The organism is Streptomyces sp. NPDC048349 (assembly GCF_040651925.1).
Lineage (GTDB): Bacteria > Actinomycetota > Actinomycetes > Streptomycetales > Streptomycetaceae > Streptomyces.
In genome coordinates this window covers 62,957-85,812 of the sequence record NZ_JBEZLA010000022.1, presented here as the reverse complement: position 1 = coordinate 85,812, position 22,856 = coordinate 62,957, and the positions used below count along the sequence as shown (strand labels likewise).

General features: G+C 72.2%; 19 protein-coding genes and 1 tRNA gene. 2 read left to right on the top strand and 18 right to left on the bottom strand.

All coding sequences use genetic code 11. The features are described 5' to 3' along the window. Window positions 1–168: 168 nt before the first annotated feature. From AB0D44_RS14925 to AB0D44_RS14905, 5 genes are all read right to left on the bottom strand, one after another. Window positions 169–810, bottom strand: a complete 642-nt coding sequence (locus AB0D44_RS14925) for a helix-turn-helix domain-containing protein (RefSeq protein ID WP_069920456.1) — start codon at window positions 808–810, stop codon at window positions 169–171. 356 nt (window positions 811–1,166) lie between these two features. Next, entirely contained in the window at window positions 1,167–2,951 is a 1,785-nt protein-coding gene (locus tag AB0D44_RS14920) for a DEAD/DEAH box helicase (protein ID WP_362589804.1), read from the bottom strand. Between the two features lie 115 nt (window positions 2,952–3,066). Beyond that, on the bottom strand, window positions 3,067–3,489 hold the full coding sequence (locus AB0D44_RS14915; RefSeq protein ID WP_362589801.1) for a type II toxin-antitoxin system death-on-curing family toxin: 423 nt from the start codon (window positions 3,487–3,489) through the stop codon (window positions 3,067–3,069). Then, window positions 3,486–3,686, bottom strand: a complete 201-nt coding sequence (locus AB0D44_RS14910) for a hypothetical protein (RefSeq protein ID WP_362589799.1) — start codon at window positions 3,684–3,686, stop codon at window positions 3,486–3,488. The genes AB0D44_RS14915 and AB0D44_RS14910 overlap by 4 nt, the downstream gene beginning before the upstream one ends. Window positions 3,687–3,695: 9 nt before the next feature. Continuing rightward, window positions 3,696–5,177, bottom strand: coding sequence for an MFS transporter (locus tag AB0D44_RS14905; RefSeq protein WP_362589796.1), 1,482 nt, complete (start codon window positions 5,175–5,177; stop codon window positions 3,696–3,698). A gap of 178 nt (window positions 5,178–5,355) precedes the next feature. On the opposite strand from AB0D44_RS14905, the gene AB0D44_RS14900 reads away from it, so the two are divergent. Continuing rightward, window positions 5,356–5,430, top strand: a tRNA-Cys gene (locus AB0D44_RS14900). A 92-nt stretch (window positions 5,431–5,522) separates the two neighbouring features. Here AB0D44_RS14900 and AB0D44_RS14895 read toward each other — a convergent pair. The 12 genes from AB0D44_RS14895 to AB0D44_RS14840 form a co-directional block, all read right to left on the bottom strand. Next, complete coding sequence (locus AB0D44_RS14895; RefSeq protein WP_362589794.1) at window positions 5,523–6,230, bottom strand: hypothetical protein; 708 nt, start codon at window positions 6,228–6,230, stop codon at window positions 5,523–5,525. Continuing rightward, a complete protein-coding gene (locus AB0D44_RS14890; protein WP_362589791.1) occupies window positions 6,227–8,575 on the bottom strand; it encodes a hypothetical protein in 2,349 nt (782 codons plus the stop codon). The genes AB0D44_RS14895 and AB0D44_RS14890 overlap by 4 nt, the downstream gene beginning before the upstream one ends. A gap of 8 nt (window positions 8,576–8,583) precedes the next feature. Further along, window positions 8,584–9,006, bottom strand: a complete 423-nt coding sequence (locus tag AB0D44_RS14885; protein ID WP_362589788.1) for a hypothetical protein — start codon at window positions 9,004–9,006, stop codon at window positions 8,584–8,586. Between the two features lie 59 nt (window positions 9,007–9,065). Beyond that, a complete protein-coding gene (mycP, locus tag AB0D44_RS14880) occupies window positions 9,066–10,241 on the bottom strand; it encodes a type VII secretion-associated serine protease mycosin (protein ID WP_362589785.1) in 1,176 nt (391 codons plus the stop codon). A gap of 27 nt (window positions 10,242–10,268) precedes the next feature. After that, window positions 10,269–11,669, bottom strand: a complete 1,401-nt coding sequence (locus AB0D44_RS14875) for a hypothetical protein (RefSeq protein WP_362589782.1) — start codon at window positions 11,667–11,669, stop codon at window positions 10,269–10,271. Next, window positions 11,669–12,211, bottom strand: a complete 543-nt coding sequence (locus AB0D44_RS14870) for a hypothetical protein (protein ID WP_362589779.1) — start codon at window positions 12,209–12,211, stop codon at window positions 11,669–11,671. The genes AB0D44_RS14875 and AB0D44_RS14870 overlap by 1 nt, the downstream gene beginning before the upstream one ends. A gap of 135 nt (window positions 12,212–12,346) precedes the next feature. Then, window positions 12,347–14,638 carry a xanthine dehydrogenase family protein molybdopterin-binding subunit gene (locus AB0D44_RS14865; RefSeq protein WP_362589849.1) on the bottom strand — a complete coding sequence of 764 codons (2,292 nt, stop codon included), beginning with the start codon at window positions 14,636–14,638 and terminating at the stop codon, window positions 12,347–12,349. 53 nt (window positions 14,639–14,691) lie between these two features. Continuing rightward, the gene (locus AB0D44_RS14860; RefSeq protein WP_362589776.1) at window positions 14,692–16,722 is read right to left on the bottom strand and encodes a (2Fe-2S)-binding protein; all 2,031 of its coding nucleotides are present in this window, start codon (window positions 16,720–16,722) and stop codon (window positions 14,692–14,694) included. Further along, the gene (locus AB0D44_RS14855) at window positions 16,719–17,591 is read right to left on the bottom strand and encodes an FAD binding domain-containing protein (protein WP_362589774.1); all 873 of its coding nucleotides are present in this window, start codon (window positions 17,589–17,591) and stop codon (window positions 16,719–16,721) included. Before AB0D44_RS14855 ends, AB0D44_RS14860 begins: the two co-directional genes overlap by 4 nt. A gap of 272 nt (window positions 17,592–17,863) precedes the next feature. Continuing rightward, window positions 17,864–19,528 (bottom strand): beta-N-acetylhexosaminidase, encoded by a 1,665-nt coding sequence (locus AB0D44_RS14850; protein ID WP_362589771.1) that lies wholly within the window; start codon window positions 19,526–19,528, stop codon window positions 17,864–17,866. Window positions 19,529–19,693: 165 nt separating this feature from the next. Beyond that, entirely contained in the window at window positions 19,694–19,978 is a 285-nt protein-coding gene (locus tag AB0D44_RS14845; protein ID WP_030010729.1) for a DUF3039 domain-containing protein, read from the bottom strand. Between the two features lie 29 nt (window positions 19,979–20,007). After that, on the bottom strand, window positions 20,008–20,568 hold the full coding sequence (locus AB0D44_RS14840; protein WP_362589768.1) for a YqgE/AlgH family protein: 561 nt from the start codon (window positions 20,566–20,568) through the stop codon (window positions 20,008–20,010). 263 nt (window positions 20,569–20,831) lie between these two features. Here AB0D44_RS14840 and murA point away from each other — a divergent pair, with 263 nt between their 5' ends. Continuing rightward, window positions 20,832–22,178 carry a UDP-N-acetylglucosamine 1-carboxyvinyltransferase gene (gene murA, locus AB0D44_RS14835; protein ID WP_362589765.1) on the top strand — a complete coding sequence of 449 codons (1,347 nt, stop codon included), beginning with the start codon at window positions 20,832–20,834 and terminating at the stop codon, window positions 22,176–22,178. A 358-nt stretch (window positions 22,179–22,536) separates the two neighbouring features. On the opposite strand, the gene AB0D44_RS14830 is transcribed toward murA, so the two are convergent. Further along, complete coding sequence (locus AB0D44_RS14830) at window positions 22,537–22,818, bottom strand: HU family DNA-binding protein (protein ID WP_007264399.1); 282 nt, start codon at window positions 22,816–22,818, stop codon at window positions 22,537–22,539. Window positions 22,819–22,856: the final 38 nt, after the last annotated feature.

The window sequence follows — 22,856 nt, the reverse complement described above, 5'->3', positions numbered from 1 at the left end:
CCGGGGGCACATCCGGCCCCCCGGGCAATCCGGTCCGGCAGGGCACGTCCAGCCCCGCCGGCGTGTGAGGCGCGGGGTCTGGGGGCGGAGCCCCGGCAGCGGCGCCGCACCCGACCACGCCCGGCACGGCCGACCCGACCGGCCCGACCCCGCCCACCCGCTCCGCGCCTACCGCAGCGCGTCGGCCACCTCGCGCGCCGCGTCGACGACCCGCGGCCCCACCCGCTCCGGCACCGCATCGGCCAGCATCACCACACCGACGCTGCCCTCCAGCCCGGTGATCCCGACGAGCGGCGCGGCAGCGCCACTGGCGCCGGCTTCCAGCTCGCCGTGCGTGAGCGTGTACCCGGGCTCGATCAGGGCCCCCTGACGGGCGGCCAGGATGGCCCGCCCGGCGGCCCCGCGGTCCAGCGGGTGGCGGAAGCCGGCCCGGTAGGCCACGTGGTAGTCCGTCCAGGTGGGCTCGACGACGGCGACGGCGAGCGCCTCGGTGCCGTCGACGAGGGTCAGGTGCGCGGTGGCGCCTATGTCCTCGGCCAGGGACCGCAGCGCGGGCAGGGCGGCCTCGCGTACCAGCGGGTGCACCTGCCGGCCCAGCCGCAGCACCCCGAGCCCGACGCGGGCCCGGCCGCCGAGGTCACGGCGGACCAGGGCGTGCTGCTCCAGGGTGGCCAGGAGGCGGTAGACCACGGTGCGGTTCACACCGAGGCGGTTGGAAAGCTCGGTGACGGTCAGACCGTGGTCGGTGTCGGCGAGCAGTTTGAGGACTCTGAGCCCTCTGTCGAGAGTCTGGGAGGTTTCCGCGGTCACGACGCCTCTCCCTCTTTCGGTGAGCGGCGGTGACTCTCGGGGTGGCGCGCCGCCGGTCCCGCGGCGGCGCACGGAGAGGCCGCCGGTAGCGGCCAAAGCACCGGCTGCGCTCCCGCGGCGGCGCTGCCACGGTGCGTTCGATGCGGGGACAGTAGCGAGCGGGTCCGCTCAGCGGAAGGCCTCGTCCAGAATCCGGGCGCGCACTACCCCTTTATGCCGGTTCCTGACCGACCCTGGCGCCCTTTCGTCACCTCGTTCCCTCCAAGAGCTCTTTACCGCGCCATTACCCTGCTCTTTGTTCGAAACGAAAAAGGGGCCCGTGCGCGACCGCGCACGAACCCCTCCCCGGGAGCACCTCACCGCATGCGGGTGGCCCACTCCTGCACCTTCTTGATCCGCTCGCGCAGCTGCCCCGCCGTCGCCTCCGCGCTCGGCGGCCCGCCGCACACCCGGCGCAGCTCGGTGTGGATGACCCCGTGCGGCTTGCCGCTCTGGTGGACGTACGCGCCCACCATCGTGTTGAGCGACTTGCGCAGCTCCAGCAGTTCCTTGTGCGAGACCACGGGCCGCCGCTCGGCCGGCAGCTCCAGCAGGTCCGCCTGCGCGTCCGGCTTGCGACGGCTGTGCGCGATCTGCCGGGACTGGCGCTTCTGGAGCAGCATCTGCACCTGGTCCGGCTCGAGCAGCCCGGGGATCCCGAGGTAGTCCTGCTCCTCTTCGCTGCCGGGGTGCGCCTGCATGCCGAACTCGGCGCCGTCGTAGAGCACGCGGTCGAAAACGGCGTCGGACTCGAGCGCCTCGAAGGACATCTGCTCGTCCTCGCCGGTGTCCTCGTCCTCCTGCCGGTTCGCCTCGTCCATCTCCTTCTCGGACTCGGCGTACGGGTCCTCCTCGCCCTGCTTCTTCGGCTTGTCGAGGACGTGGTCGCGCTCGACCTCCATCTCGTTCGCGAAGCCGAGCAGGTAGGGGATGGTCGGAAGGAACACGGACGCCGTCTCGCCACGTCTGCGCGATCGCACGAAGCGCCCGACGGCCTGGGCGAAGAACAGCGGCGTCGAGATGGTGGTGGCGTACACCCCGACCGCGAGGCGCGGCACGTCGACGCCCTCGGACACCATCCGGACCGCGACCATCCAGCGGCTGCCGTCCGAGCTGAACTCGTCGATCCGCTTCGACGCACCGGTGTCGTCGGACAGCACGACGGTCGCCTTGCTGCCGGTGATCTCCCGCAGCAGCTTGGCGTACGCGCGCGCCGAGTCCTGGTCCGAGGCGATGACCAGGCCGCCCGCGTCGGGGATGCCCTTCCTGACCTCCGTCAGCCGCTGGTCGGCGGCGCGCAGCACGTTCGGCATCCAGTCACCGCGCGGGTCCAGCGCCGTGCGCCAGGCCTGGGAGATGGCGTCCTTGGTCATGGGCTCGCCGAGCCGTGCGGCGATCTCGTCGCCCGCCTTCGTCCGCCAGCGCATGTTGCCGCTGTAGGAGAGGAAGATGACGGGCCGGACGACCCCGTCGCCCAGCGCGTTGCCGTAGCCGTAGGTGTAGTCGGCGGAAGAGCGCCGGATCCCGTCGTTCCCCTCCTCGTACGTGACGAAGGGGATGGGGTTGGTGTCGGACCGGAAGGGCGTCCCGGTCAGGGCCAGGCGCCGGGTCGCCGGGTCGAAGGCCTCGAGGCAGGCCTCGCCCCAGGACTTCGAGTCGCCCGCGTGGTGGATCTCGTCGAGGATCACGAGGGTCTTGCGCTGCTCGCAGCGGTTGCGGTGCAGCATCGGGCGCACGCCGACACCGGCGTAGGTGACGGCGACGCCGTGGTAGTCCTTGCTGAGCGGCCCGGCGGAGTACTCCGGGTCCAGCCGGATGCCTATCCGCGCGGCGGCCTCGGCCCACTGCTTCTTCAGGTGCTCGGTCGGCGCGACCACGGTGACCTGCTGGACGATGTGGTGGTGCAGCAGCCAGGAGGCCAGGGTCAGCGCGAAGGTGGTCTTGCCCGCGCCGGGCGTGGCGACCGCGAGGAAGTCCCGCGGCTGGTTCTGGATGTAGCGGTCCAGCGCCCCCTGCTGCCAGGCGCGCAGCTTGTTGGCGGTGCCCCAGGGGGCGCGGCCGGGGAAGGCGGGTGAGAGGTGGTGGGAGGCGGTAGTAGTCACGGTCTCCGGTTCGTCGCTCTCGGCAGTCGTACGTAGGACAACCGGGCCACCCTACCGGCACGGGCCGGCCCGCCGAGGAGGGACAGGCCCGTGACCTCGGCGGGTGCGGCGAGCGTCACACCGGGCGGGCCGGCGCCAGTTGCCGCAGCCGCCCGGCGACCCGCGCCACGTCGGCCTCCTGCCCGGACGCGACGTCGATGACCAGCGCGTAGGCGGTGTCCTGGTCGGCGTCGGCGAGGTCGATCCCGTTCACGGCGAGGAAGGTCGCGGCGGCGAGCCAGGCGGTCCGCTTGTTCCCGTCGACCAGGGGGTGGTTCGTCGCGATGCCGTGCAGGAGCGCGGCGGCCTGCTCGTACGGGTCCTCGTACGCGGGCGTCCCGAACATGCGCGCCCGCGGCCGGTGCACTGCGGACTCCAGCAGCCCGGGGGCGCGCAGCTCGACCGGCTGGTCCTGGGCGAGGCACGCATGCCGGGCGAGGTCGAGGACCTCGGCGAGGGTGAGGTGGCGGACTCCGGCGGCCCGGACCGTCCCGCTCATGCGCCGAGCCGCTTCAGGAGTTCGGCGTGGCGCTGCGCCAGGCGGGCGGCCTCGTCGCCGACGCGTGCCCGCTGGCGGCGCAGGTGTTCCCGTAGGGCGGCGACCGCCTGCTCTTCGGGGGTGGTTCCGGTGGCGTCGGCGAGGTCGTCGAGCTCGGCCCGCTCGGCGCCGGAAAGCGGGATGATCAGCTGCTGCATGGCCCGACCCTAGTGGGCGGGGGCCGGGTCGCCGATCGGATTGCGGTCCTTGTCGTGCAGCCGGGTGGCGACCCAGGCGCCGACCAGTGCGACGGCGGCCATCGGCAGGAAGACGACGACGAACGCGGCGGGGTGCGAGGCCGTCGCCCCCTCCCGGAGGGTGTGGGCGGCGCCCACCGCTCCCCCGCCCAGCGCGGCGAAGGCGGCCCCGCCGGCGGCCAGCAGCACCACGTTGGCCAGCGCGTCGGAGATCTGCAGCGCGGCGGAGTTGGCCCCGGCCTCCTCCGGGGCGGACAGCTTCAGCAGCAGCACGCTGGTGGAGCCGATCACCAGCCCCATCCCCAGGGAACCGACCGCCCAGGCCAGCGCCAGCGTCCACACCGGCACGGACTCGATCAGCACGGCCGGCGCCGCGGCGATGGCGAAGGCCACCATCACCATCCCGCCCACCATCAGCCGTTCCCGGTAGGGAGCCATCCGCCCCTTCGACTGGAGCCAGGAGCCGCCCGCCCACGTCAGCCCGCCGAGCGCCAGCGAGAACCCGGCCAGCGTCGGGCTCAGCCCCCGCTGGGTGACCAGCATGAGCGGTACGAAGCTCTCCGCCGCGATGAACGACCCGGCGGCGACCCCGCGCAGCAGCACGACGGACGGCAGCCCGCGCCGCGCCAGGTAGGTCCCGCGCGGCAGCAGCCCCAGCACGGCGGGCACCAGCAGCGCCACGCCCGCCACCGCCGGGAGCAGCGAGAGCCACCGCAGGTCCTGGGCGGCGTACTGGAGCAGCCCGGCGCCGAGCGAGATGCCGAGGGCCAGCCGGATGCGCCGCCGGTCGAAGGCCGCGGGCGGCGCGCCGGGATCCACCGGCCCGGAGGCGGTCCTGCGGATCGCCGGCAGGGCGACGGCGAGGGGGACGACGACGAGGGCCGGGATCCCGAGGAACACCCACCGCCAGCCGAGGTGCTCGGTCACGGTGCCGGCGGCCAGCGGGCCGACGATGGAGGGGACCACCCAGCTCGCGGCGAACGCCGCCATGATGGCGGGCCGCAGCCGGTCCTCGTAAGCGCGGCTGACCACGACGTACAGGGCGACGATCACCAGCCCGCCGCCGAACCCCTGCACGGCCCGCCCGAGCACGAACAGCCCCATGACCCCGGCGGTCCCGGACACGACGAGCCCGCCGGCGAAGGAGGCGATCCCGACGGTCAGCGGCCGCAGCGGCCCCTGCCGGTCGGCCCACTGCCCGGACAGGACCATGCCGAAGAGGCTGGTCGTGAAGTAGGCGGAGAAGGCGAAGGCGTAGAGCCCGATCCCGTCCAGCTCGCGCGCGGCGACGGGCATGGCCGTGCCGACGGCCGTGGCCTCGAAGGCGATGAGGAAGACGACGGAGATGATGCCGATGCTGAGCGTCCGGTACGCCGACCCGAGGATCCCGCCCCGGGCGGGGGGCGGGATCGGCGCGGGTATGTGGGGCACGCGGGGTTCAAGGGCACTCATCGCCCCAGAGTAAGGGGCTTGCAGGGTTTTGGACCCTGTCAATTAGACGGACCCCCGCCTCGTCCCCCGGACCTAGGACCGGGACTGTGAACGCGGCATGGCATTCACATTGCACCCCCCGCGGATGCCTTCCCCCACCCGGTGGGGGCCCGTACGGTCATCCACATCACCACCCCACAGCCGTGTGCCCGAGTGGTTGAGGGACTCGCCTGCAAAGCGAGTTACGCCGGTTCGATTCCGGTCACGGCTTCCACGGAAGGCCGCTCAGGAGCCCTGAGCGGCCTTCGCCGTGCTTGGGCGCGGGCAGCGCGTCCTCCCAGCCGGGTCGCCGCCCGCCCCTCCAGGTCAGGGGCGATCCTCAGGCTGCGGCAGCCCGTCCGCCCGAGCGGGGAGCCCGCCGTCGTTCGCGCACCCGAGTTCCTTGGCGACTGCGAGGGCCGCCGAGTGAGTGACGGCCATGTAGTCCCGGCTCAGGGCGGCCGCGCCCTTGCTTTCGTCCCAGCGCTCCTGAAAATCGACCCTGATCCGCAGTGGGACGTCCTGCGTGGAACCGACGCGGGAGCTGACGCAGTCGAACGCGAGTTGGTTCGCCTTCTGCCGCGTCGACACTTTCACCCCACTGTCGCTCACGCCCGGGAAGTCCGGCGGTTCCCCGGCGTGCTTGCTGTACGCCGTGAACATGATGCGGAGCGAGGGTATGAACCCGCTGTCCTTGGTCTCCCCGGCGGCCTCGCAGACCGGTTGGGGCATGTTCTGGATATTCCTGCCGGACCTGTAGGCATCCTCCATCGCCTTGGCCACCGCCCGCACGTCCGGGTTCCTCTCCTCGGCCCGCACAAGGAACCGGGTGGACTCCAGAACCCTCTCCACTCCTTTGCCGCCCTCGTCAGAGAAGAGTCCCGCGCAGACGTCGGCGACGGAAAGCACCTGCGGGGTCGCGGCCGGTGGAGGCTGGTCACGCTCGTCGGCGGAGCAGCCTGCGGCCGCCGCACCGAGGACCACCAAGCCGACGGCGGGCCCCGCGAGCAGGCGCGGCGTACGGAAGCGGTTCACTTGATGCCCTCTGTCTGCCCCTCGTGGCCCTTTTGGCGGGCGATGGAGTTGCCGGACTCGTATCCGATGCGCATCGACTCGGTGAGGTCATTTCCGAAATCACTGTTCGAGTCGATGTTGTGGCGCTTCATGAAGGCCAGCATCGGGGCCTCGGCACTGTGCTCGCCAGCCTGGAACATGGCCTTGTTGCTGACGTGCGTCTCGCCGTCCTGCTTGTCCTTGTGCTTCTCGACGGCCTCGTCGGACCACTCTCCGATGACCTGAGAGGCAGCCTGTTCCACCCCACCGCTACCCACATCCACGGCCAAGGGGACGAGGATCGCCGCCGCGCCGGCCGCGGCCGCTGTCGCGGGCAGGAAGGCCACACCGGCCGCGATGGCCGCCGTCGTGCCGAACTCGACCCACGCGGACCGCTGTTCGTGTGCCTTCTCGTACTTCTCGTGCATCTTCTCGCCCACCGCCCGGACCTGTTCGGCCCTGGACTCGTCGAGGATGCCCTGCACCTCGGCGGTGGTACGGATCGTCGCCCGGGCGCGTCCCTCGTCGATCGTGCCGTTGTGTTCGCCCCGGCTCTCCAGGACGGTCGCGGAGTAGACACGTTCCGCGGCGGAGACGGTGGCGTAGGCATCTGGATGCTGGCCGAGGGCGGCCAACAGGTCCCGGGCGCTTTCGCGCTTGAAGTCCACATGCGCCTGCTTGTCCCCGGCAACCGGGTTGAAGACGCTGTTGGCCGGATCCGTAGTCAAAGCCCTGTTGACGTCGTCGATGTACCCAGCGGTCATATTGCCCAGACTGTCCGCGAGCACGTCCTGATGGTGAAGCAGTCCGGCGTCGCCTCCGTACTTCAGGGCGGCCGCCTCCATCACCCGAGCTCCTGCTTCGGTCCGGTTGAGCTCCGGCTTGGCATCGTCCCAGGCGTGGCCGAGGGTCGCGGCCTCCAGTGCGTGGCCCAGGGCATCCGGCATGTACTTCTCGACCTTCTTCAGGTCATCGAAGTTCGTGCCTTCCATGTCGATCGTGTAGTCGTACTTCTCGTTGCCGAAGAAGTCGAGGTAGTTGGTGATCACCTTGCCGTCGGCGTCCTTGCCCAGGTTCGCCTCGCCCGTCTTGACGGTCCCGTCCTGGTTGTACGCCTGCGGATGGCGCTCCGGATCGAAGAACCGAGCCGCCGCCTCCGGGCTGTGCCCCATCGCCTCCAGGAAGCTGACCACCGGGTCGTAGCCAGCGCCGTTGACCCCGGACGGGTTGAACAGGTTCTTGCCGTAGCCGTTGAGGTGCCGTGTCGAGTTGAAGAAGTCGGGATCCTTGGCGTGGATCTGGGTGGCGTGCTCGGCGATGGGGACCAGGAACTTGGGGTCGTAGTTGCCGTACCGCATGATGCCGCCGAGCAGCTGGTATCCGTACGGCGGGTTCTGGTCGTACTTCGCGAGCGGGATGTGCTGGGTTCCCAGCTTGCGCAGCTCCTGCGCGAAACTGTCCGGCAGGTGCGGCTCGCTCTTGGAACTGGTGGCGGTGGCCAGATTGAGGCCCAGGTTCTTCTGGAGCTCCTGGACGTCCTTGAGGCGCTGCTCGTCCAGCTTCGAGTAGTCGTACGTGTCGGTGGACATGTACCCGAAGAACTCGAGCGCCCCCTTGGGACCGAGCGTCTCGTAGAAGTTCTTGGAGAACTCCGGGACCTTGGCATTATCCGCGAGCAGCTCGTTGAGTTCGACGAGTTCGTCGTGCTTGAGGTCGCGCCCTTTCTTGGCGAGGTCGGCGGCGCGTCCGGCCTGTTCCGCGTCGAGGCTGGTGTACTTCGGACCGCTGAAGTCGTGCGCGTCCGTGAGGTTGGCACCGAGCATGCGGGACAGAGACTGGTCGGTGTCGTCACAGTTGTCGACGATCGCGTCGATCTTCTGCTGCCACAGGCCCCGGTTCTCACGTAGGTTCTGCTGGTAGTCGGGGTCATGCCGGGCAGCGTTCCGCTCGCCCTCGGTGGCCAGGGGAAGCTCAGAGACCCGTCCGGAGGCATCGACCCGGAAACCCGCGGCGGGTGCGTCCTCTGAGGAGATCTTCTTCAGCTGCTCCTTGGACGCCCTGAAGACGGTGAGGCCCTCGGTCAGCGCCTTGTGAATGCCCTTGGCCTCTTTGGCCGCGTCCTCGAACTCCTTCGCCGTCTTGGCGACGAACTCCCGGCCGACACCGGCGGTGACCCCGTTCCACTCCGCCTTGTCGGCTTTCGTCTTCATGCCGTTGCGGGCCGCCTCGGCGAGTTCGTCGAGCTTGTCGACCATCGCCTTCCAGTCGGTGACGGCCGTCTGGAGCTTGTCCAGCGGGGCGTTCATCACGTTCTCGTACGTCAGCATGCGGGCGCCTACTTGAGGTATGAGTTGAGCGCGGACGCGGTGAAGTCCGCGCGGAGTTGCTCCTCGTCCTTGGCATGGGAGGAGAGGGAGTAGTTCAGCCCGTTGGAGATGGTCGCGCAGGCGGCCACGAGAGTCTTCACCTGGCTCTCCCAGAGGGTGTTCACCTTGAGCAGCGCCGCCCCGCTGGCGAAGTTCTCCTTCGTGAGCGCGCCCGCGGCTTCGGCGGTGGAGGCCGCGGCGTGCTTGCCGTCCGTCTGCAGGCGGGAGTGCAGCTTGTACGCCTCGGATCCGATGGCGCCGATGTGGTCCTGGTTGAGATCGAGGCCGCCGCTCCCGCCTCCGCCCGGATCGGCGGGGACCTGGTTGAGCCGCATGGAGACGTTGGCGGCGGCCGTGGCGCGTGCCGCCGACCATTCCTCGTCGAACGACATCGGGTGAACTCCCTCGTCAGGTCCGGTCAGCGGTCAGCGGTCACGGTCAGCGGCAGCAGCTAGCGGTTACGGCGTACGACGACGGCCGTGACGGCCCCGCCGATCAGCAGGCAGGCTCCCAGCCCGAGTCCGATCCAGGGGAGGAGGCTGCGCTCCTCCTGTTCCTCGGCCTGCGCCGCCGGCTTGGGCGAAGCCGGCGCGTCGGGGGCCTTGCCGTCCGCAGGGGCCGAGGGGGACTTGGCCGCCGCCTCCGCAGCCGCCAGGTCGGGCAGCGGGAACTCGTTCGCCGGGCCGGGGTCGCCGGGGGTCGGCACGGCGATGCGGGGGCGGACGACGCCGTAGCCGACGAAGTCGTTGCGCTGGGAGCCGTCGACGGGCTTCCCGGCGGTGTTCAGGAGGACGCGGAGTACTTGGTTGTTGGTCCAGTCGGGGTGCGCGGACCAGAGGAGGGCGGCGGAGGCGGAGGCGAGGGCGGTGGCGTCACTTGTGCCGTGTGTTTTGCACAGGCCTGTCTTGCCCTTACAGGCAGACACGATGTCGATACCCGGGGCCGCCATGTCGATGAACGCGCCCTGCTGTGACTCTTTAGTGGGCTCTCCCTGGGCGTCTACTGCTGCGACACCCACTACGCCGGGGGTTGCGGCCGGGTACATAACCGTCCTGTTCCCACCGTTGCCTGCGCCAGCGAAGATCAGCTTTCCTTTGGAAAGCGCATACTTGACGGCTTCAGCACGGTCTCGATCATCTTCAGGCTTACCACTGATCGCCTTGGAAATGTTGATGATCTTCGCTTCCGAGTCGGCCGCGTACCGAATGGCCGCGACCATGGACGGTGCCTTCGCAGGCTCCAGTACGTCAGGCACTCGGATGGGCAGAATCTTGGCACCGGGTGCAAGCCCGTGGGCGCCGTCCCCGCTCGGGTGCTTACCGGTAGCGGCGATCATCGCGGAAATGCCCGTGCCGTGACCGTCGTAGTCGTTGTCCCGGCCGCCTTCGGCAGAGCCAGGAGGAAACGCCGCGCCGGGAAGGACCTGCCCCTCGAGCTCCGGGATGCGGTCGACACCGCTGTCGATCACCGCGACGGTGACCCCTTTCCCGGTGCTGATCTTCCAGATGTCGTCGGCCTTCATGGCGTCGAGATGCCATTGCTGCGATCGAATCGTCTCCGCGTGGGCCGGAGTCGCGGCGACCCCGGCCAGCAGCAGTCCGACCAGAGCCGAGGTCGTCTTACGCATGCGCATCCCGTACAACGTCCGTTCTGCTCAGTCGATCACCGGCGGGACAACACGACGGTTGCCCTGCCAGGTCTCTTCGTCCTCGGCCAGGTAGTCGGGGCGTTCGCCCCTCTGGTCATCGCGTCGGCTGCCCGGAGCATGCGCCCCTGCGCCGACGCCGCCGGCGTGGTTCCGGACGAGGCCCGAGCCGCCCTGGGTGAACGGCGTCGCACGACCAGCTGTCGCAGGCTGGCGCCCGCCGACGATACCTCCCGGCTCCGTGGCCAGCCGACGGCCGCCTACGGGTCCACTCACGCCCGCATGGGCACCACCCAGGCCACCACCCATCATGCCGTTCACAGGACGGCCGGCGTGCCCGGCTTCCGTGCCGATGACCGTGCCGCGAGGGATCCCTGAGCTGGGGCCCGGGGACGTCACCGGACGACCGCCCATGATGCCGGTGTCGCGCGGCGGCAGGCCGATCTTGCCCAAGGGCCCACTCGTACCGGGGACGGCGCCGACCGGGCCGATAGGACCAATGCCGGGGATCGTCTTCATTCCGCCGACCGGCGGCATGGGTACAGGCGGGACGATGGCGACAGGTGCGGGACCGGTGGGACCCGTGGGCAACGGCCCCACAGGCGGCGTCGTCAGCGGAGGCGTCGTCGGGTTCGGGAGCGTCGCGACGGTGTCCAGGTCCACGTCCACGTCACGGTCCGGGGTCACCAGCCCGGGCGCCGTCGGCGGGAGTGTGTTCTCGGACCTCGCTGGGTGCCCGGGCACCCAGCCCGGGTCGCTACCGGCACCGCCGCCACCGGGTGACGACGACATATACGAAGAGCTTCCCGGAGAGCCCACTTGTCCGGAACCTACGCCCGGGCGGTCCATTGCGGTTCCGTCGTGGGTGCGGTCTGGCACGAACACCTCAGGCGGCTTCGGAAACGTCGGAATCGTCGCCTTGTCCATCTCCGTCTTGGACAACGCATAAGACTGCGAAAGCTTCGTCAGCGCATCCACCGCCCGCGCATGGTCCCCGCTCAGCTTCGACCACGCCTCCTGCCCCAGCTGCTTCGCGTCCGGGTCGTTGTGGTGCTTGCGCGAGATCTCGAGGTTTTCCTTCAGCTCCGCCTCGGCCCCCGCGTCGTACTTCGGCATGTGGATCTCGGACATGGTCTGGGCCGCCAGCGTCATCCAGTGGCCGCCCGTCGCGCTGAAGTCCGCCAGGACCAGCGTCGCGCTGCCCGCGCGGTTCACCCACTCCTGGAAGGCGGTGGCCGCTTCGCCCTCCCAGCCCTTGACCTTGTGGTCCTTGAGCTTCTGGCCGATCTCCTTGATGGCCTTGGCGGCCTCGGTGAGCTGCGTGCCGCGCTGCGACACCGTCTTCGGGTCGAGCGAGGCGACCATCGCGGCCAGTTGCGCGTGCGAGTAACCCTCGAAGTTCGTCGCCATCAGACCTGACCGCCCCGCCTCGTGCCGCCGTTCGTACTCGGGTTGTTCGGCGGCGTGGAGGTCGCCGGCGGGGCGTCACCGGCGCCGCCGGCGCCCGCCTTGTCCGCGTACGGGTCGCGCTTCGCGACGTAGTTCTCCTGGGCTTCCTTCGCGATGGCCGCCATCCGGCGCTTGGTCTCCTCGTCCACCTCGCCGAAGCCCTTGCCCGCCGTCAGGATCGCGATGCCCAGGGCCTCGATCTGGCCGGCCAGGCCCTTCGACAGCTTCTGCAGCTCCTCGTGGACCGTGTTGTACGACTTGTAGAGGCCGTCGGCCTCCGGGAAGCCCGTGCCCAGCGAGCCCGCCGGGAGGGTGCCGTGGGCCAGCTTTCCGTGGTCCGCCTGGGAGTCCTCCAGGGACGTCAGGAGGCCGTCGACCAGGCTCTTGTACTCCTTCATCGAGTCGTACTCGACCGACAGGGCCGCCGCCTGCGCCATGATCGCGTCCGCCAGCCCGGGCGCAAGGCCCTGCCCCAACAGACCCGGCTCGCTCTCCACTGCCACGCTGGCCTCCCCGACTCCCCGTCCCCGTTCGCACACACGGTTCGCACGCGCGCGTACGCCATCTCACCCGTCACTGTAGCGATCAGCACCGACAGCCCCAACTTCGAGGTTGCAGGTGCAATGCGGGTCACACGGTCACGAGTTGGGCGCCGCGACCGCCGCCGATGGCCGGATCGGGAGCCTGTTCACCGGACGGCCCGTGGCCGCCCGGACCGCCGAGGCCACCGCCGCGGGCGCCGTCACCACGGGGATCGCGCTGGCCGCCTTCGCGCCGAAGGGCGCCACCACGTCCCGTTCCTCGACCAGTTTGACGATCCGGACCACCGGGGCGTCCAGGGCGGTCGGCAGGGCGTAGCCCGTCAGGTCCGGGTGGCGGACCAGGCCCGAGACCGTGCGGAGGTTCTCCGTCAGCGCCGCGCCCACGCCCTGCGTGACGCCCGCCTCGATACGGGCTTCCAGCTGGCGGGGGTTGAGGATGCGGCCCACGTCCTGGGCCACCGCCAGTTCCACGACCCGTACCGAGCCCAGTTCGATGTCCACGTCCACCACCGCGCGGATCGCGCAGAACGCGAGGCCGACGAAGGCGTCGCCCTGGCCGTCCGCGTCCAGCGGTTCGGTCGGGTGGGGGCGGCACTGGGCCGTCGCCCAGAGTTCCTTGCCTTCCATGGCCTCCGCGACCGTCATCGAGAAGGCGCCGTCGTACGACGTGATCCGGCCATCCGCGATCTGGAGGAGCTCCGTGGACATGCCGAGTTTGTGCGCCATGGGCTGGAGGAGCTGCGTGCGGACCATCTTGGCCGCACGCTCCACCGCGCCGCCCGACACCCACGTGTGGCGGCCGTGCGCCGCCGGACCCGCCGGCGGCTGGTCGGTGTCCACCGGCGCCGTCGTCACCTCGTCGACGCCCAGGACCTCCTGGACGATCTGACGGGCCAGCGTGGCGAAGCCCTGTCCGGTGTCGACCGCCGCGCAGATGACCGTCGCGGCCCCGTTGACCACCTTCACGGTGGCCGTGGAGACCTCGTCGGCGCCCTCCGCACCCAGCATGTGCACCATGCCGACGCCGTACCCGACCCCGCGCCGCACCGCGCCCGGCTCGCCCGCGCCCTCCGGGCCGCCCGGCAACAGCCACTCGTCCTCCGGGGTGTCCTTCGGGAGGGCGGGCAGCTCGAAGTCCCGTACCGCGCGCACGAGTTCCGCCACGGGCGCGGGGCAGGTCACCGTCTGGCCCGTCGGGAGCAGATCGCCCGTCGCCAGGACGTTGCGCAGCCGCAGTTCCGCGCCGTCGATGCCGAGGGCGGCGGCGAGCTTGTCCATCTGGCCCTCGTACGCGGCGCAGACCTGGAGCGCCCCTTCGCCCCGGACGTGGCCCGACGGCGGGTTGTTGGTGCGGACCGCCCAGCCTTCCACGAAGGCGTGCGGAACGACGTACGGGCCGCAGGCGAAGGCCACCGCCGCCGCCAGGGACTCCGAGGACGCGTCGGCGTACGCGCCCGCGTCCATCAGGATCTGGGCCTCGACCTTGACCAGGCGGCCCTCCGCGTCCGCGTGGTGGCGGTAGCGCAGCAGGGTCGGGTGCCGGTGGGTGTGGCCGAGGAAGGACTCCTCGCGGGTGGCGGCCAGCTTGACCGGGCAGCCGGTGCGCAGGGCCAGGAGGCCGAGGGGGAGCTGGAAGGCGGCGTCCTCGCGGTCGGCCGTCGCGCCCGGGACTCCGGTGACGACCACGCGCACGCGGTCCGGGTCCAGGCCGAAGCAGGCGGCCGCCAGGTCGCGGTCGGAGTGCGGGTCGGTGGAGGCGGTGTACAGCTCGACGCCGCCGTCGGGCCGCGGCACGGCCAGCCCGGCCTCGGCGCCGATGGGGGCGGGGTCCTGGCGGCCGATCCGATACAGGCCCTCCACGACGACCTCGCCGGTGGCCTCCGGGTCGCCGTAGCGGAGCGGGATGTGGCGGATCAGGTTGCCGTCGGGGTGCAGGGCGGGGGCCCCGAAGGACTGCTCGGGGTCGGTGACCGGCTCGAGGAGCTCGTACTCGACGGCGATCGCGGCCGCCGCGAGACGGGCGGTGTCCGGGTGGTCGGCGGCGACGGCGGCGATGGGCTCGCCGTGGTGGCGTACGACGTCGTGCGCGAAGACCGGCCGGTCGGCGATCCGGCGGCCGTGCGTCGTGGCGCCGGGGACGTCGGCGTGGGTGACGACGGCGCGCACGCCGGGCATCTCGGCGGCGGCCGAGGTGTCGATGGAGAGGATCCGGGCGTGGGCGTGCGGGGAACGCAGTACGGCGGCCCACAGCAGGCCTTCGGCCCACAGGTCGGCGGCGTAGGGGAAGGTGCCCTCGCTCTTGGCGCGGGTGTCGGCGGCCGGGACGGATGCTCCGATCCCGCTCGGTGCGCGCTGCGCGGACGCTGTGGCTCCGGCCTCCGGCCCCAGGGCCGTGACCGTGGTGTTCACCGTTGTCGTCGCCGTCGCCGCGTCCTGCCCGCTCACGCCGTCCCTCCGTGGTGGATGCCGCCCTCGCCGGGCGCTGCCTGGTGCGGAATGCGCGCCCCCGGCGGCACCGACCCCTGGGCCTGGCCACCCTGAGCCTGGGCCTGGGCATGGCCTCCCAGGGCCTGGGCGTGTGCCCCTTCGGCCGCCGCCGCCTCGCGCCCGGCCACGACCTCGCGCACGGCGTCGATGACCCCCGCGTACCCGGAGCAGCGGCAGAGGTTGCCGCACAGAGCCTGACGCGTCTCCAGCTCGCTGGGCGCGTGGTTGCCCTCCAGCAGGTCGTGGATCGTCATGGCCATGCCCGGCACGCAGAACCCGCACTGCACCGCACCCGACCTGCACAACGCCTGCTGGACGTCCGAGAGTTCCCCGTTCGTCGCGAGCCCTTCGACGGTGCGGACCTCGCTGCCCGCGGCCGTCGCGGCCGGCACCAGGCAGGAGGCGACGAGCCTGCCGTCGACCTGCACGGCGCAGGCGCCGCATTCGCCCTGCGAACAGCCGTCCTTGGCGCCGGCCAGGCCGAGGCGCTCGCGCAGCACGTACAGGAGGGACTCGCCGATCCAGGCGCCGGTCACGGGACGGTCCGCGCCGTTGACGCGCAGGACGTAGGAGGCCTGCGGGTGCTCGTGATGGGCGACGGCCCCGGCTGTCGCCGTTTCTTCCTGGTACGTCGGCACCCCGGTCGGGAAACCCTCGGAGGTGTCCTCGGCCGGCGGTGCCACAGCGATGTCGGCGGTGTCCCCGGTCGGCGTGGCCCCGGCCGGAATCCCGGCCGGTCCGGGCCCGACCCCGGCAAAACCGTGCCCGTCCGTACCCCCAGGCTCCGCCGACAGCCCGGCGGACTGCTCCGCCGACAGCGCCGCGGACTGCTCGGCCGACGCCTCCGCCGGCGCCTCCGGCGACTGCTCCGCGGACCGGTCCACGGACTGCTCCGCGAACGTCTCCGCCCCGGCCGCAGCCCCGGGCCCGGCCTCCGCTCCGGCCTCCGCCCCGGCCCCGGCCTCGGCCCCGACCCTGGCCTCGCTCTCGGGAACCGGCTCCGCCACGGCTTCGGGCTGGGGCTGCGCCCCGACCCTCACCCCGCCGAACAGGTCCAGGCCTCCCGGAGCCACCGGGTGCGGCCGTTCCTCCTCGACCGGCATCGCCGCGGTGCCGTGCGCGGCCTCGATGTCGTGCGCGGCGTCGATGTCGTGCGCGGCCTCCACGTCATGGGGGGCTGCGATGTCATGCGCGGCCGGGTGCGCCGGCTCGCCCGTCTGCGGAAGCCCGGTCTCCGGGAGCGGGGTCCCCACGCCGGGGCCGCCCAGCACGCGCGGCCCGCGCAGCGGCGCGGAGCCGACCCCGGGCCCGCCGAGCAGCCGCCCGGCGGCCGCCGCCGAAGCCACGGCTTCGTCCGTCCCGGGCAGCGTCCCGGGCTGCGACTGCTGCGGCTCCGGCTGCTGCGCCGTGTAGTCGGGGTGGTCCGCCCACGGCGCCGCGGCGCCGCCCGGCAGCGTCGCCGGGGCCTGGCTCCAGTCGGCGGACCACTGCCCGGTCGACGAGGCCTCGTCGGGGAACCGCCACTCCGCCGTCGCCCCCGGATCCGACTCCGGCTCCTGCTGCGGGGGCACCTGCGAGGGTGCCTGCGCCTGCGGCTCCGCCTCGGCGAACGCCGCGGCCACCGAGGCCGGGATCGGGATGGACGCCGGGATCGGTCCGCCGACGGGGGCCGGGGAGGGGGCGGCCGGGGAAGCCGCGGCCGCCGAGGCCCCCGCCTCCGGCCACTGCACCGGAATCGTCCACGTGCCCGTGGCCGCCGGGTCGGTGCTGGCCGAGCCGAGCGGCACGATCATCGGCGGCGGCACGTACCCGTGCCCGGGCGCGGCGAGGGGCTCGCCGGTCCCCAGCGCGTCCAGCATGTCCTGCGGCAGCTTCACGAAGGCCGTCGCGTCGGAGTCGTACTCGCCGCCCTGCGGCACCGGCTCCCAGCCCCAGCTCGCCGTACCGTTCCCCTGGGTCACGTTCTCGTTCTCGTTCCCGCTCATGAGCTCAGCGCCCTCCCCAGGGCCCTGCGTGCCAGCACGGCCACCGTCCGCCGCAGATGCAGTACACCGGGGGCCACCGGTTCCCCCTGGTCGGGCACGCAGGCGGCCGCGACGTACTCGCCGAAGGCCTCCAGTGCCTCGGGGGCCAGGTTCCGCTCCCCGTCCCAGTCGATCAGCGAGGCCACCCACTGCTCGGCCTCCAGCGGGCGCAGCGGCATCGGGGCGACCGCCCCGATCGCGCAGCGCACACCCCGGCGGGCGGGGTCCAGCACCAGCCCCACGGACGCCACCGCGCGCCCCGGGCCCGTGCGTCCCGTGGCCTTCAGGAACACCTGCGGCGCGTGCAGCAGCGGCACCCGGACGAAGCCGATCAGCTCGCCGGGCCGCAGCATCTCGCGGCCGGCCAGCAGGTGCGACACGGGGACCTCGCGCGATCCGGCCGGGCCGACGACGACGAGTACGGCCTCCAGCGCGGCCAGCACGGGCAGGGCGTCGCCCGTCGGCGCGGCCGAGGCGATGTTGCCGCCGAGGGTGCCGGCGTTGCGGATCTGCGGGGGTCCCGCGGCGCGGGCGGCGGCCGCCAGTGCGGGGATCAGGGCGGCGAAATCCGGCCGTCCCATCCGCGCGTGGGTCAGTCCCGCTCCGAGCAGCGCGTGGCCGTCCTGGTACTGCCAGCCGCGGATCTCGTTGATCCGCCCCAGGCCCACCAGTGCGGCGGGCCGCAGCTGCCCGGCGTTGACGGCGGCCATGAGGTCGGTGCCGCCCGCGACGGGCACGGCGGCGGGCATGGCGGTGAGTGCCGCCACGGCCTCGTCGAGCGAGGCCGGCAGCGTCACGGACTGCGCCGCCTGCGGTGCGTGCGTGGTCAACCCAGCTGCCCCTTCCCGATGTCCCGGTCCCGGCGCTCACGCCTGTCCGCCGTACGGTACGTGCTCACCGCCGGGAGGTGGCAACTCTGGCACATCTTCCCGCACGCCCGGCGCGAGGGTGGGCCGGGCGCCCCCGCCCCGGCGGCCCGCTCCGGCCGCCCGCGGCCCCGGCACAGCCGGGACCCGCCCCCCTCCGGCCGATCGCCCGATCGCCCGATCGCCCGATTTTCCCCGTATCACCAGAAATCCAGCCAGAGTTCCGGTTCCCGTTGTCACACGTTCGGGGGCGCTCCCTCGATCGGCCGCCCGAGCACCCCCGGGCGCCGCTGCCACGGCAGCGGCCCGGCCGGTGGCCGGTAACCGACCCCGAGGGCGTCCAGGCGCGCGTAGTGCGCCGCCATCCGCGCCTCGAAGGCGGCGAAGTCCCGTTCCTCCGGCGCGGGCTGCCGGGACCAGACCACCTCGGCGAAGGCCGCGAGGCGCGGGAACACCTGGTAGTCCACGCGCCCTTGGTCTTCCGTCACCTCGGTCCACACGTTGGCCTGGGCGCCGAGCACCCGGGCGGCCGCCTCCGCCGACAACTTCGGCGGAATCGGCTCGAACCGGTACACGTCCTCCAGGGAGCGCACGTACCCGATGGGCGTCGGCTCGTCCGCTCCGGCCGCCTGCCGGTGGTCCAAGTACACCTGCTGCTCGGGGCACATGACCACGTCGTGCCCGGCCTCGGCGGCGGCGACCCCGCCCCCGTACCCCCGCCACGAGGAGACGGCCGCGCCCGGCGCGAGCCCGCCCTCGAGGATCTCGTCCCACCCGATCAGCCGCCGCCCCCGTTCGGCGAGCCAGGTGTCGAAGTGCCGGATGAACCAGGACTGCAGCCCGTCCTCCCCGTCCACGCCCAGCTCGCGGATGCGCTCCTGTGCGGCCGCGGAGGCCTTCCACTGCGCCTTGGGGCACTCGTCCCCGCCCACGTGGACGAAGGGCGAGACCTCGGCGGGGAACAGCTCCAGCAGCTCCTCGAAGACCCCCTCGTAGAACCTCAGGACGGCCTCGGTCGGTGCGAGCACGTTCTCGCTGATCCCCCAGTCGTCCCACACCTCCAGCGCGGCGGTGTCGACGACGTCCGTGTTGCCCAGTTCCGGGTACGCGGCGATCGCGGCCTGCGAGTGGCCCGGTACGTCGACCTCGGGGACCACGCGGACGTGCCGCTCGGCGGCGTACGCGACGATCTCGCGGATGTCGTCGTGGGTGTAATAGCCGCCGTGCGGGGTCTCGTTCCACAGCGGCGAGGCCCGGTGTCCCCGGCGGCTGCGCGCCCGCCACGCACCGACCGCGGTGAGCCGGGGGTGGCGCTTGATCTCGACCCGCCAGCCCTGATCGTCCGTCAGGTGCAGGTGCAGCACGTTGAGCTTGTGCGCGGCGATCAGGTCGATGTAGCGCAGCACGCCGTCCTTGGGCAGGAAGTGCCGGGCGACGTCGAGCATCAGCCCGCGCCAGCCGAACCGGGGGGCGTCCGCGATCCGTGCGTACGGCAGGCTCCAGGTTCGCCCGGGCAGCGGGGCCTTGCGGTAGGCGTCGGGCCCCAGGAGCTGACGCAGCGTCTGGATGCCCCAGAGCAGCCCGGCCTCGCCCCCGCCGGTGAGCTCGACGCCCGTCGCGTCGACGACGAGTGCGTACGCCTCGGACTCCAGCCCCGGCTCCGGCCCCTCCCCCTCCCCGAACTCCCGCCCGGCCGGCCCGATCCCGATCCGTATCTCGGCGCCGCCGCCCGGCCCGGCGGCCGGCAGGCTCCAGCCGGTGGCCGCGCCGAGTTCGCGGCGCAGCAGGCGCGCGGCGCCCTCGGCGCCCGGCCCCGCCGCGAGCACGGGCTGGGGCCCGAAGCCGAAACGGAGCCCGCGCTCATGGAATGCGGCGAGCCGGGGTGCGGGGATCAGGTCCATGCGTCAGCCCTTCGCAGCAGCCTGTTGCGCCCTGCGCAACGCCCGTTCCGCAGAGTGCTCGTCGCGCCGACCCTAGTACGCCGAAGGCCCCCGGGGTACGCCGAAGGCCCCCGGGTACGCCGATGCGCACCCCGGGGGCCCTGGTCCTGCTGCGGGAAGGCCGGACTACTTGTCCTTGCCGCCCTTGTCCTTGTCCCCGCCGGGGCCCATGGACTCGTAGATCTCCTTGCACATGGGGCAGACCGGGTACTTCTTCGGGTCCCGGCCCGGCACCCAGACCTTGCCGCAGAGCGCGACGACGGGGGTCCCGTCGAGCGCGCTCGCCATGATCTTGTCCTTCTGGACGTAGTGGGCGAAGCGCTCGTGGTCGCCGTCGCCGTGGGACACCTGCGGCGTCGGCTCTACGAGGGTCCCCGTACCAGTCCCGCGCTCGGGCTCAAGAGTGCTCATAAAAACCAGGGTACTGAACGCCGCGCTGGTCAGTTGAGCGACGGGTCGTCCGGATAGGTGGCCACCATCGCGAGATCGCTGCGCTGGCGGCGCAGGACCGCCCGCCAGAGCCGCTCGGGGTCCGGGAAGGACACGTCGCCGGGCTCCGACTCCACCACGTACCAGGCGCCCTCGCCCACCTCGTCCTCCAGCTGGCCCGGGCCCCAGCCCGCATAGCCGGCGAAGATGCGCAGGGAACCCAGGGCCGCGGCCAGCAGTTCCGGCGGGGCCTCCAGGTCCACCAGCCCGATCGCGCCGTGCACCCGGCGCCAGCCGAGCGGGCCCTCCTCGCCGGGGATGACGGCCACCCCCAGGGCCGAGTCCAGGGCGACGGGACCGCCCTGGAAGACGACACCGGGGTCGCCGGCCAGGGGGGCCCACGGCAGCAGGACGTCGCCGACGCCCACGGGGGTCGGCCGGTTCAGGACGACGCCCAGCGAGCCCTGCTCGTCGTGGTCGAGCAGCAGCACCACCGCGCGGTCGAAATTCGGGTCCGCGAGGGCTGGGGTGGCCACGAGCAGCCGCCCTGTGAGGGAGGACACCTCGGTCATGCCGCCATGATCCCGCACATTCGCCCGTTACGGGGAGCGGGCGGGAAGATCGGGTCGTCCGCAGCTCAGGGCGCACGGCAGCAGGAGGCGGGGCGCGCGGGCGGCGCGAGCGGAATGCAACGCTCCGCCATGTGGTGGGTACGGAGGGTGTTGTACCGAATTCATGACAGTCCTACGGCCGCGTCAGCCATACAAACAAAGGGGTGGTGGCCCTTACTCTTTTCCCTGGCCCCCTGCCCATCCCACTCCGGAACGCGAGATTCATGACCGGCACAGTCAGTGACGATGTACTGCTTGTCCACGGCGGCACCCCGCTCGAGGGCGAGATCCGTGTCCGCGGTGCGAAGAACCTCGTGCCCAAGGCCATGGTCGCCGCTCTGCTCGGCAGCGGACCCAGCCGGCTGCGCAACGTTCCCGACATCCGTGACGTCCGGGTCGTGCGCGGGCTGCTCCAGCTGCACGGGGTGACGGTCCGTCCCGGCGAGGAGCCGGGCGAGCTGGTGCTCGACCCGACCCACGTCGAGAGCGCGAACGTCGCCGACATCGACGCCCACGCGGGCTCGTCGCGCATCCCGATCCTGTTCTGCGGCCCCCTCCTGCACCGTCTCGGCCACGCCTTCATCCCCGGCCTGGGCGGCTGCGACATCGGCGGACGGCCGATCGACTTCCACTTCGACGTGCTGCGCCAGTTCGGCGCGACCATCGAGAAGCGCGAGGGCGGCCAGTACCTGGAGGCCCCGCAGCGCCTGCGCGGCTGCAAGATCCGCCTGCCCTACCCGTCGGTCGGCTCGACCGAGCAGGTGCTGCTGACGGCCGTACTGGCCGAGGGCGTCACCGAGCTGAGCAACGCCGCCGTGGAGCCCGAGATCGAGGACCTCATCTGCGTACTGCAGAAGATGGGCGCGATCATCTCCATGGACACCGACCGGACCATCAGGATCACCGGTGTCGACCGCCTCGGCGGCTACAACCACAAGGCGCTCCCGGACCGCCTGGAGGCCGCCTCCTGGGCGTCTGCGGCCCTGGCGACCGGCGGCAACATCTACGTGCGCGGCGCCCAGCAGCGCTCGATGATGACCTTCCTGAACACCTTCCGCCGGGTCGGCGGGGCGTTCGAGATCGACGACAACGGCATCCGCTTCTGGCACCCGGGCGGTCCGCTCAACGCCATCGCGCTGGAGACGGACGTGCACCCCGGCTTCCAGACCGACTGGCAGCAGCCGCTCGTGGTCGCCCTGACGCAGGCCACGGGCCTGTCGATCGTCCACGAGACGGTCTACGAGTCCCGGCTCGGCTTCACCTCGGCGCTGGGCCAGATGGGTGCTCACATCCAGCTGTACCGCGAGTGCCTGGGCGGCTCGGCCTGCCGCTTCGGCCAGCGCAACTTCCTGCACTCGGCCGTCGTCTCCGGCCCCACCAAGCTGCAGGGCGCGGACCTGGTCATCCCCGACCTGCGCGGCGGGTTCTCGTACCTGATCGCGGCGCTGGCGGCCGAGGGCACCTCGCGGGTCCACGGCATCGAGCTGATCAACCGCGGCTACGAGAACTTCATGGAGAAGCTCGTGGAGCTCGGCGCGAAGGTCGAGCTGCCGGGCGGCGACCTCGTCTGAGCCGGCGCACGGCGGCAGCGGTAGCTGCCCTCGGGCCGTCGGTCCGTCAGAAAGCCCCCCGCGGGCCCCGCAAGGGCCCCGGGGGGCTTTCTCATGGCCCCTCGGACGGCTCCTGGGCCCCCGGCAGGCCCCCCGGGCGCCGCCGACGCCCCACCGGACGGCCACGGGCCGGGCAGGGCGCCGGCGGCGACAGGGGCGGAAGGACCGCCGGTAGGGGTGGCAGGGGCGGCAGGACCGCAGGGAGCCGGGCACGGGCCCCGCAACGGCCGAAGGGCGGCCACCCCGGACGGGGTGGCCGCCCTTCGCCGTACTGCTGCCGTTCCAAAGGCCTGTGCGGCCTTCGGCGCCGGGGGCAGGACTACTTGCCCTTGGCGGCTTCCTTGAGCTTGGAGCCCGCGGAGACCTTCACGCTGTAGCCGGCCGGGATCTGGATGGGGTCGCCGGTCTGCGGGTTGCGCGCGGTGCGAGCGGCACGGTGGGTGCGCTCGAAGGTCAGGAAGCCGGGGATGGTGACCTTCTCGTCGCCCTTGGCGACGATCTCGCCAACGGTCTCGGCGAGCGCGGCCAGAACGGCGTCGGCGTCCTTGCGGGTCACCTCGGCGCGCTCGGACAGAGCGGCCACCAGCTCACTGCGGTTCATGTTGTACTCCCGTGTTCAACTTGCCTTAGAGGCGTGAG

Coding starts and splice junctions, on each gene's coding strand:
- AB0D44_RS14910 (WP_362589799.1), bottom strand. CDS start 3,686: ATGCAGCAGCTGATCATCCCGCTTTCCGGCGCCGAGCGGGCCGAGCTC.
- AB0D44_RS14845 (WP_030010729.1), bottom strand. CDS start 19,978: ATGAGCACTCTTGAGCCCGAGCGCGGGACTGGTACGGGGACCCTCGTA.
- AB0D44_RS14860 (WP_362589776.1), bottom strand. CDS start 16,722: ATGAGCGGGAACGAGAACGAGAACGTGACCCAGGGGAACGGTACGGCG.
- murA (WP_362589765.1), top strand. CDS start 20,832: ATGACCGGCACAGTCAGTGACGATGTACTGCTTGTCCACGGCGGCACC.
- AB0D44_RS14830 (WP_007264399.1), bottom strand. CDS start 22,818: ATGAACCGCAGTGAGCTGGTGGCCGCTCTGTCCGAGCGCGCCGAGGTG.
- AB0D44_RS14850 (WP_362589771.1), bottom strand. CDS start 19,528: ATGGACCTGATCCCCGCACCCCGGCTCGCCGCATTCCATGAGCGCGGG.
- mycP (WP_362589785.1), bottom strand. CDS start 10,241: ATGCGTAAGACGACCTCGGCTCTGGTCGGACTGCTGCTGGCCGGGGTC.
- AB0D44_RS14890 (WP_362589791.1), bottom strand. CDS start 8,575: ATGCTGACGTACGAGAACGTGATGAACGCCCCGCTGGACAAGCTCCAG.
- AB0D44_RS14905 (WP_362589796.1), bottom strand. CDS start 5,177: ATGAGTGCCCTTGAACCCCGCGTGCCCCACATACCCGCGCCGATCCCG.
- AB0D44_RS14885 (WP_362589788.1), bottom strand. CDS start 9,006: ATGTCGTTCGACGAGGAATGGTCGGCGGCACGCGCCACGGCCGCCGCC.
- AB0D44_RS14915 (WP_362589801.1), bottom strand. CDS start 3,489: ATGAGCGGGACGGTCCGGGCCGCCGGAGTCCGCCACCTCACCCTCGCC.
- AB0D44_RS14840 (WP_362589768.1), bottom strand. CDS start 20,568: ATGACCGAGGTGTCCTCCCTCACAGGGCGGCTGCTCGTGGCCACCCCA.
- AB0D44_RS14875 (WP_362589782.1), bottom strand. CDS start 11,669: ATGGCGACGAACTTCGAGGGTTACTCGCACGCGCAACTGGCCGCGATG.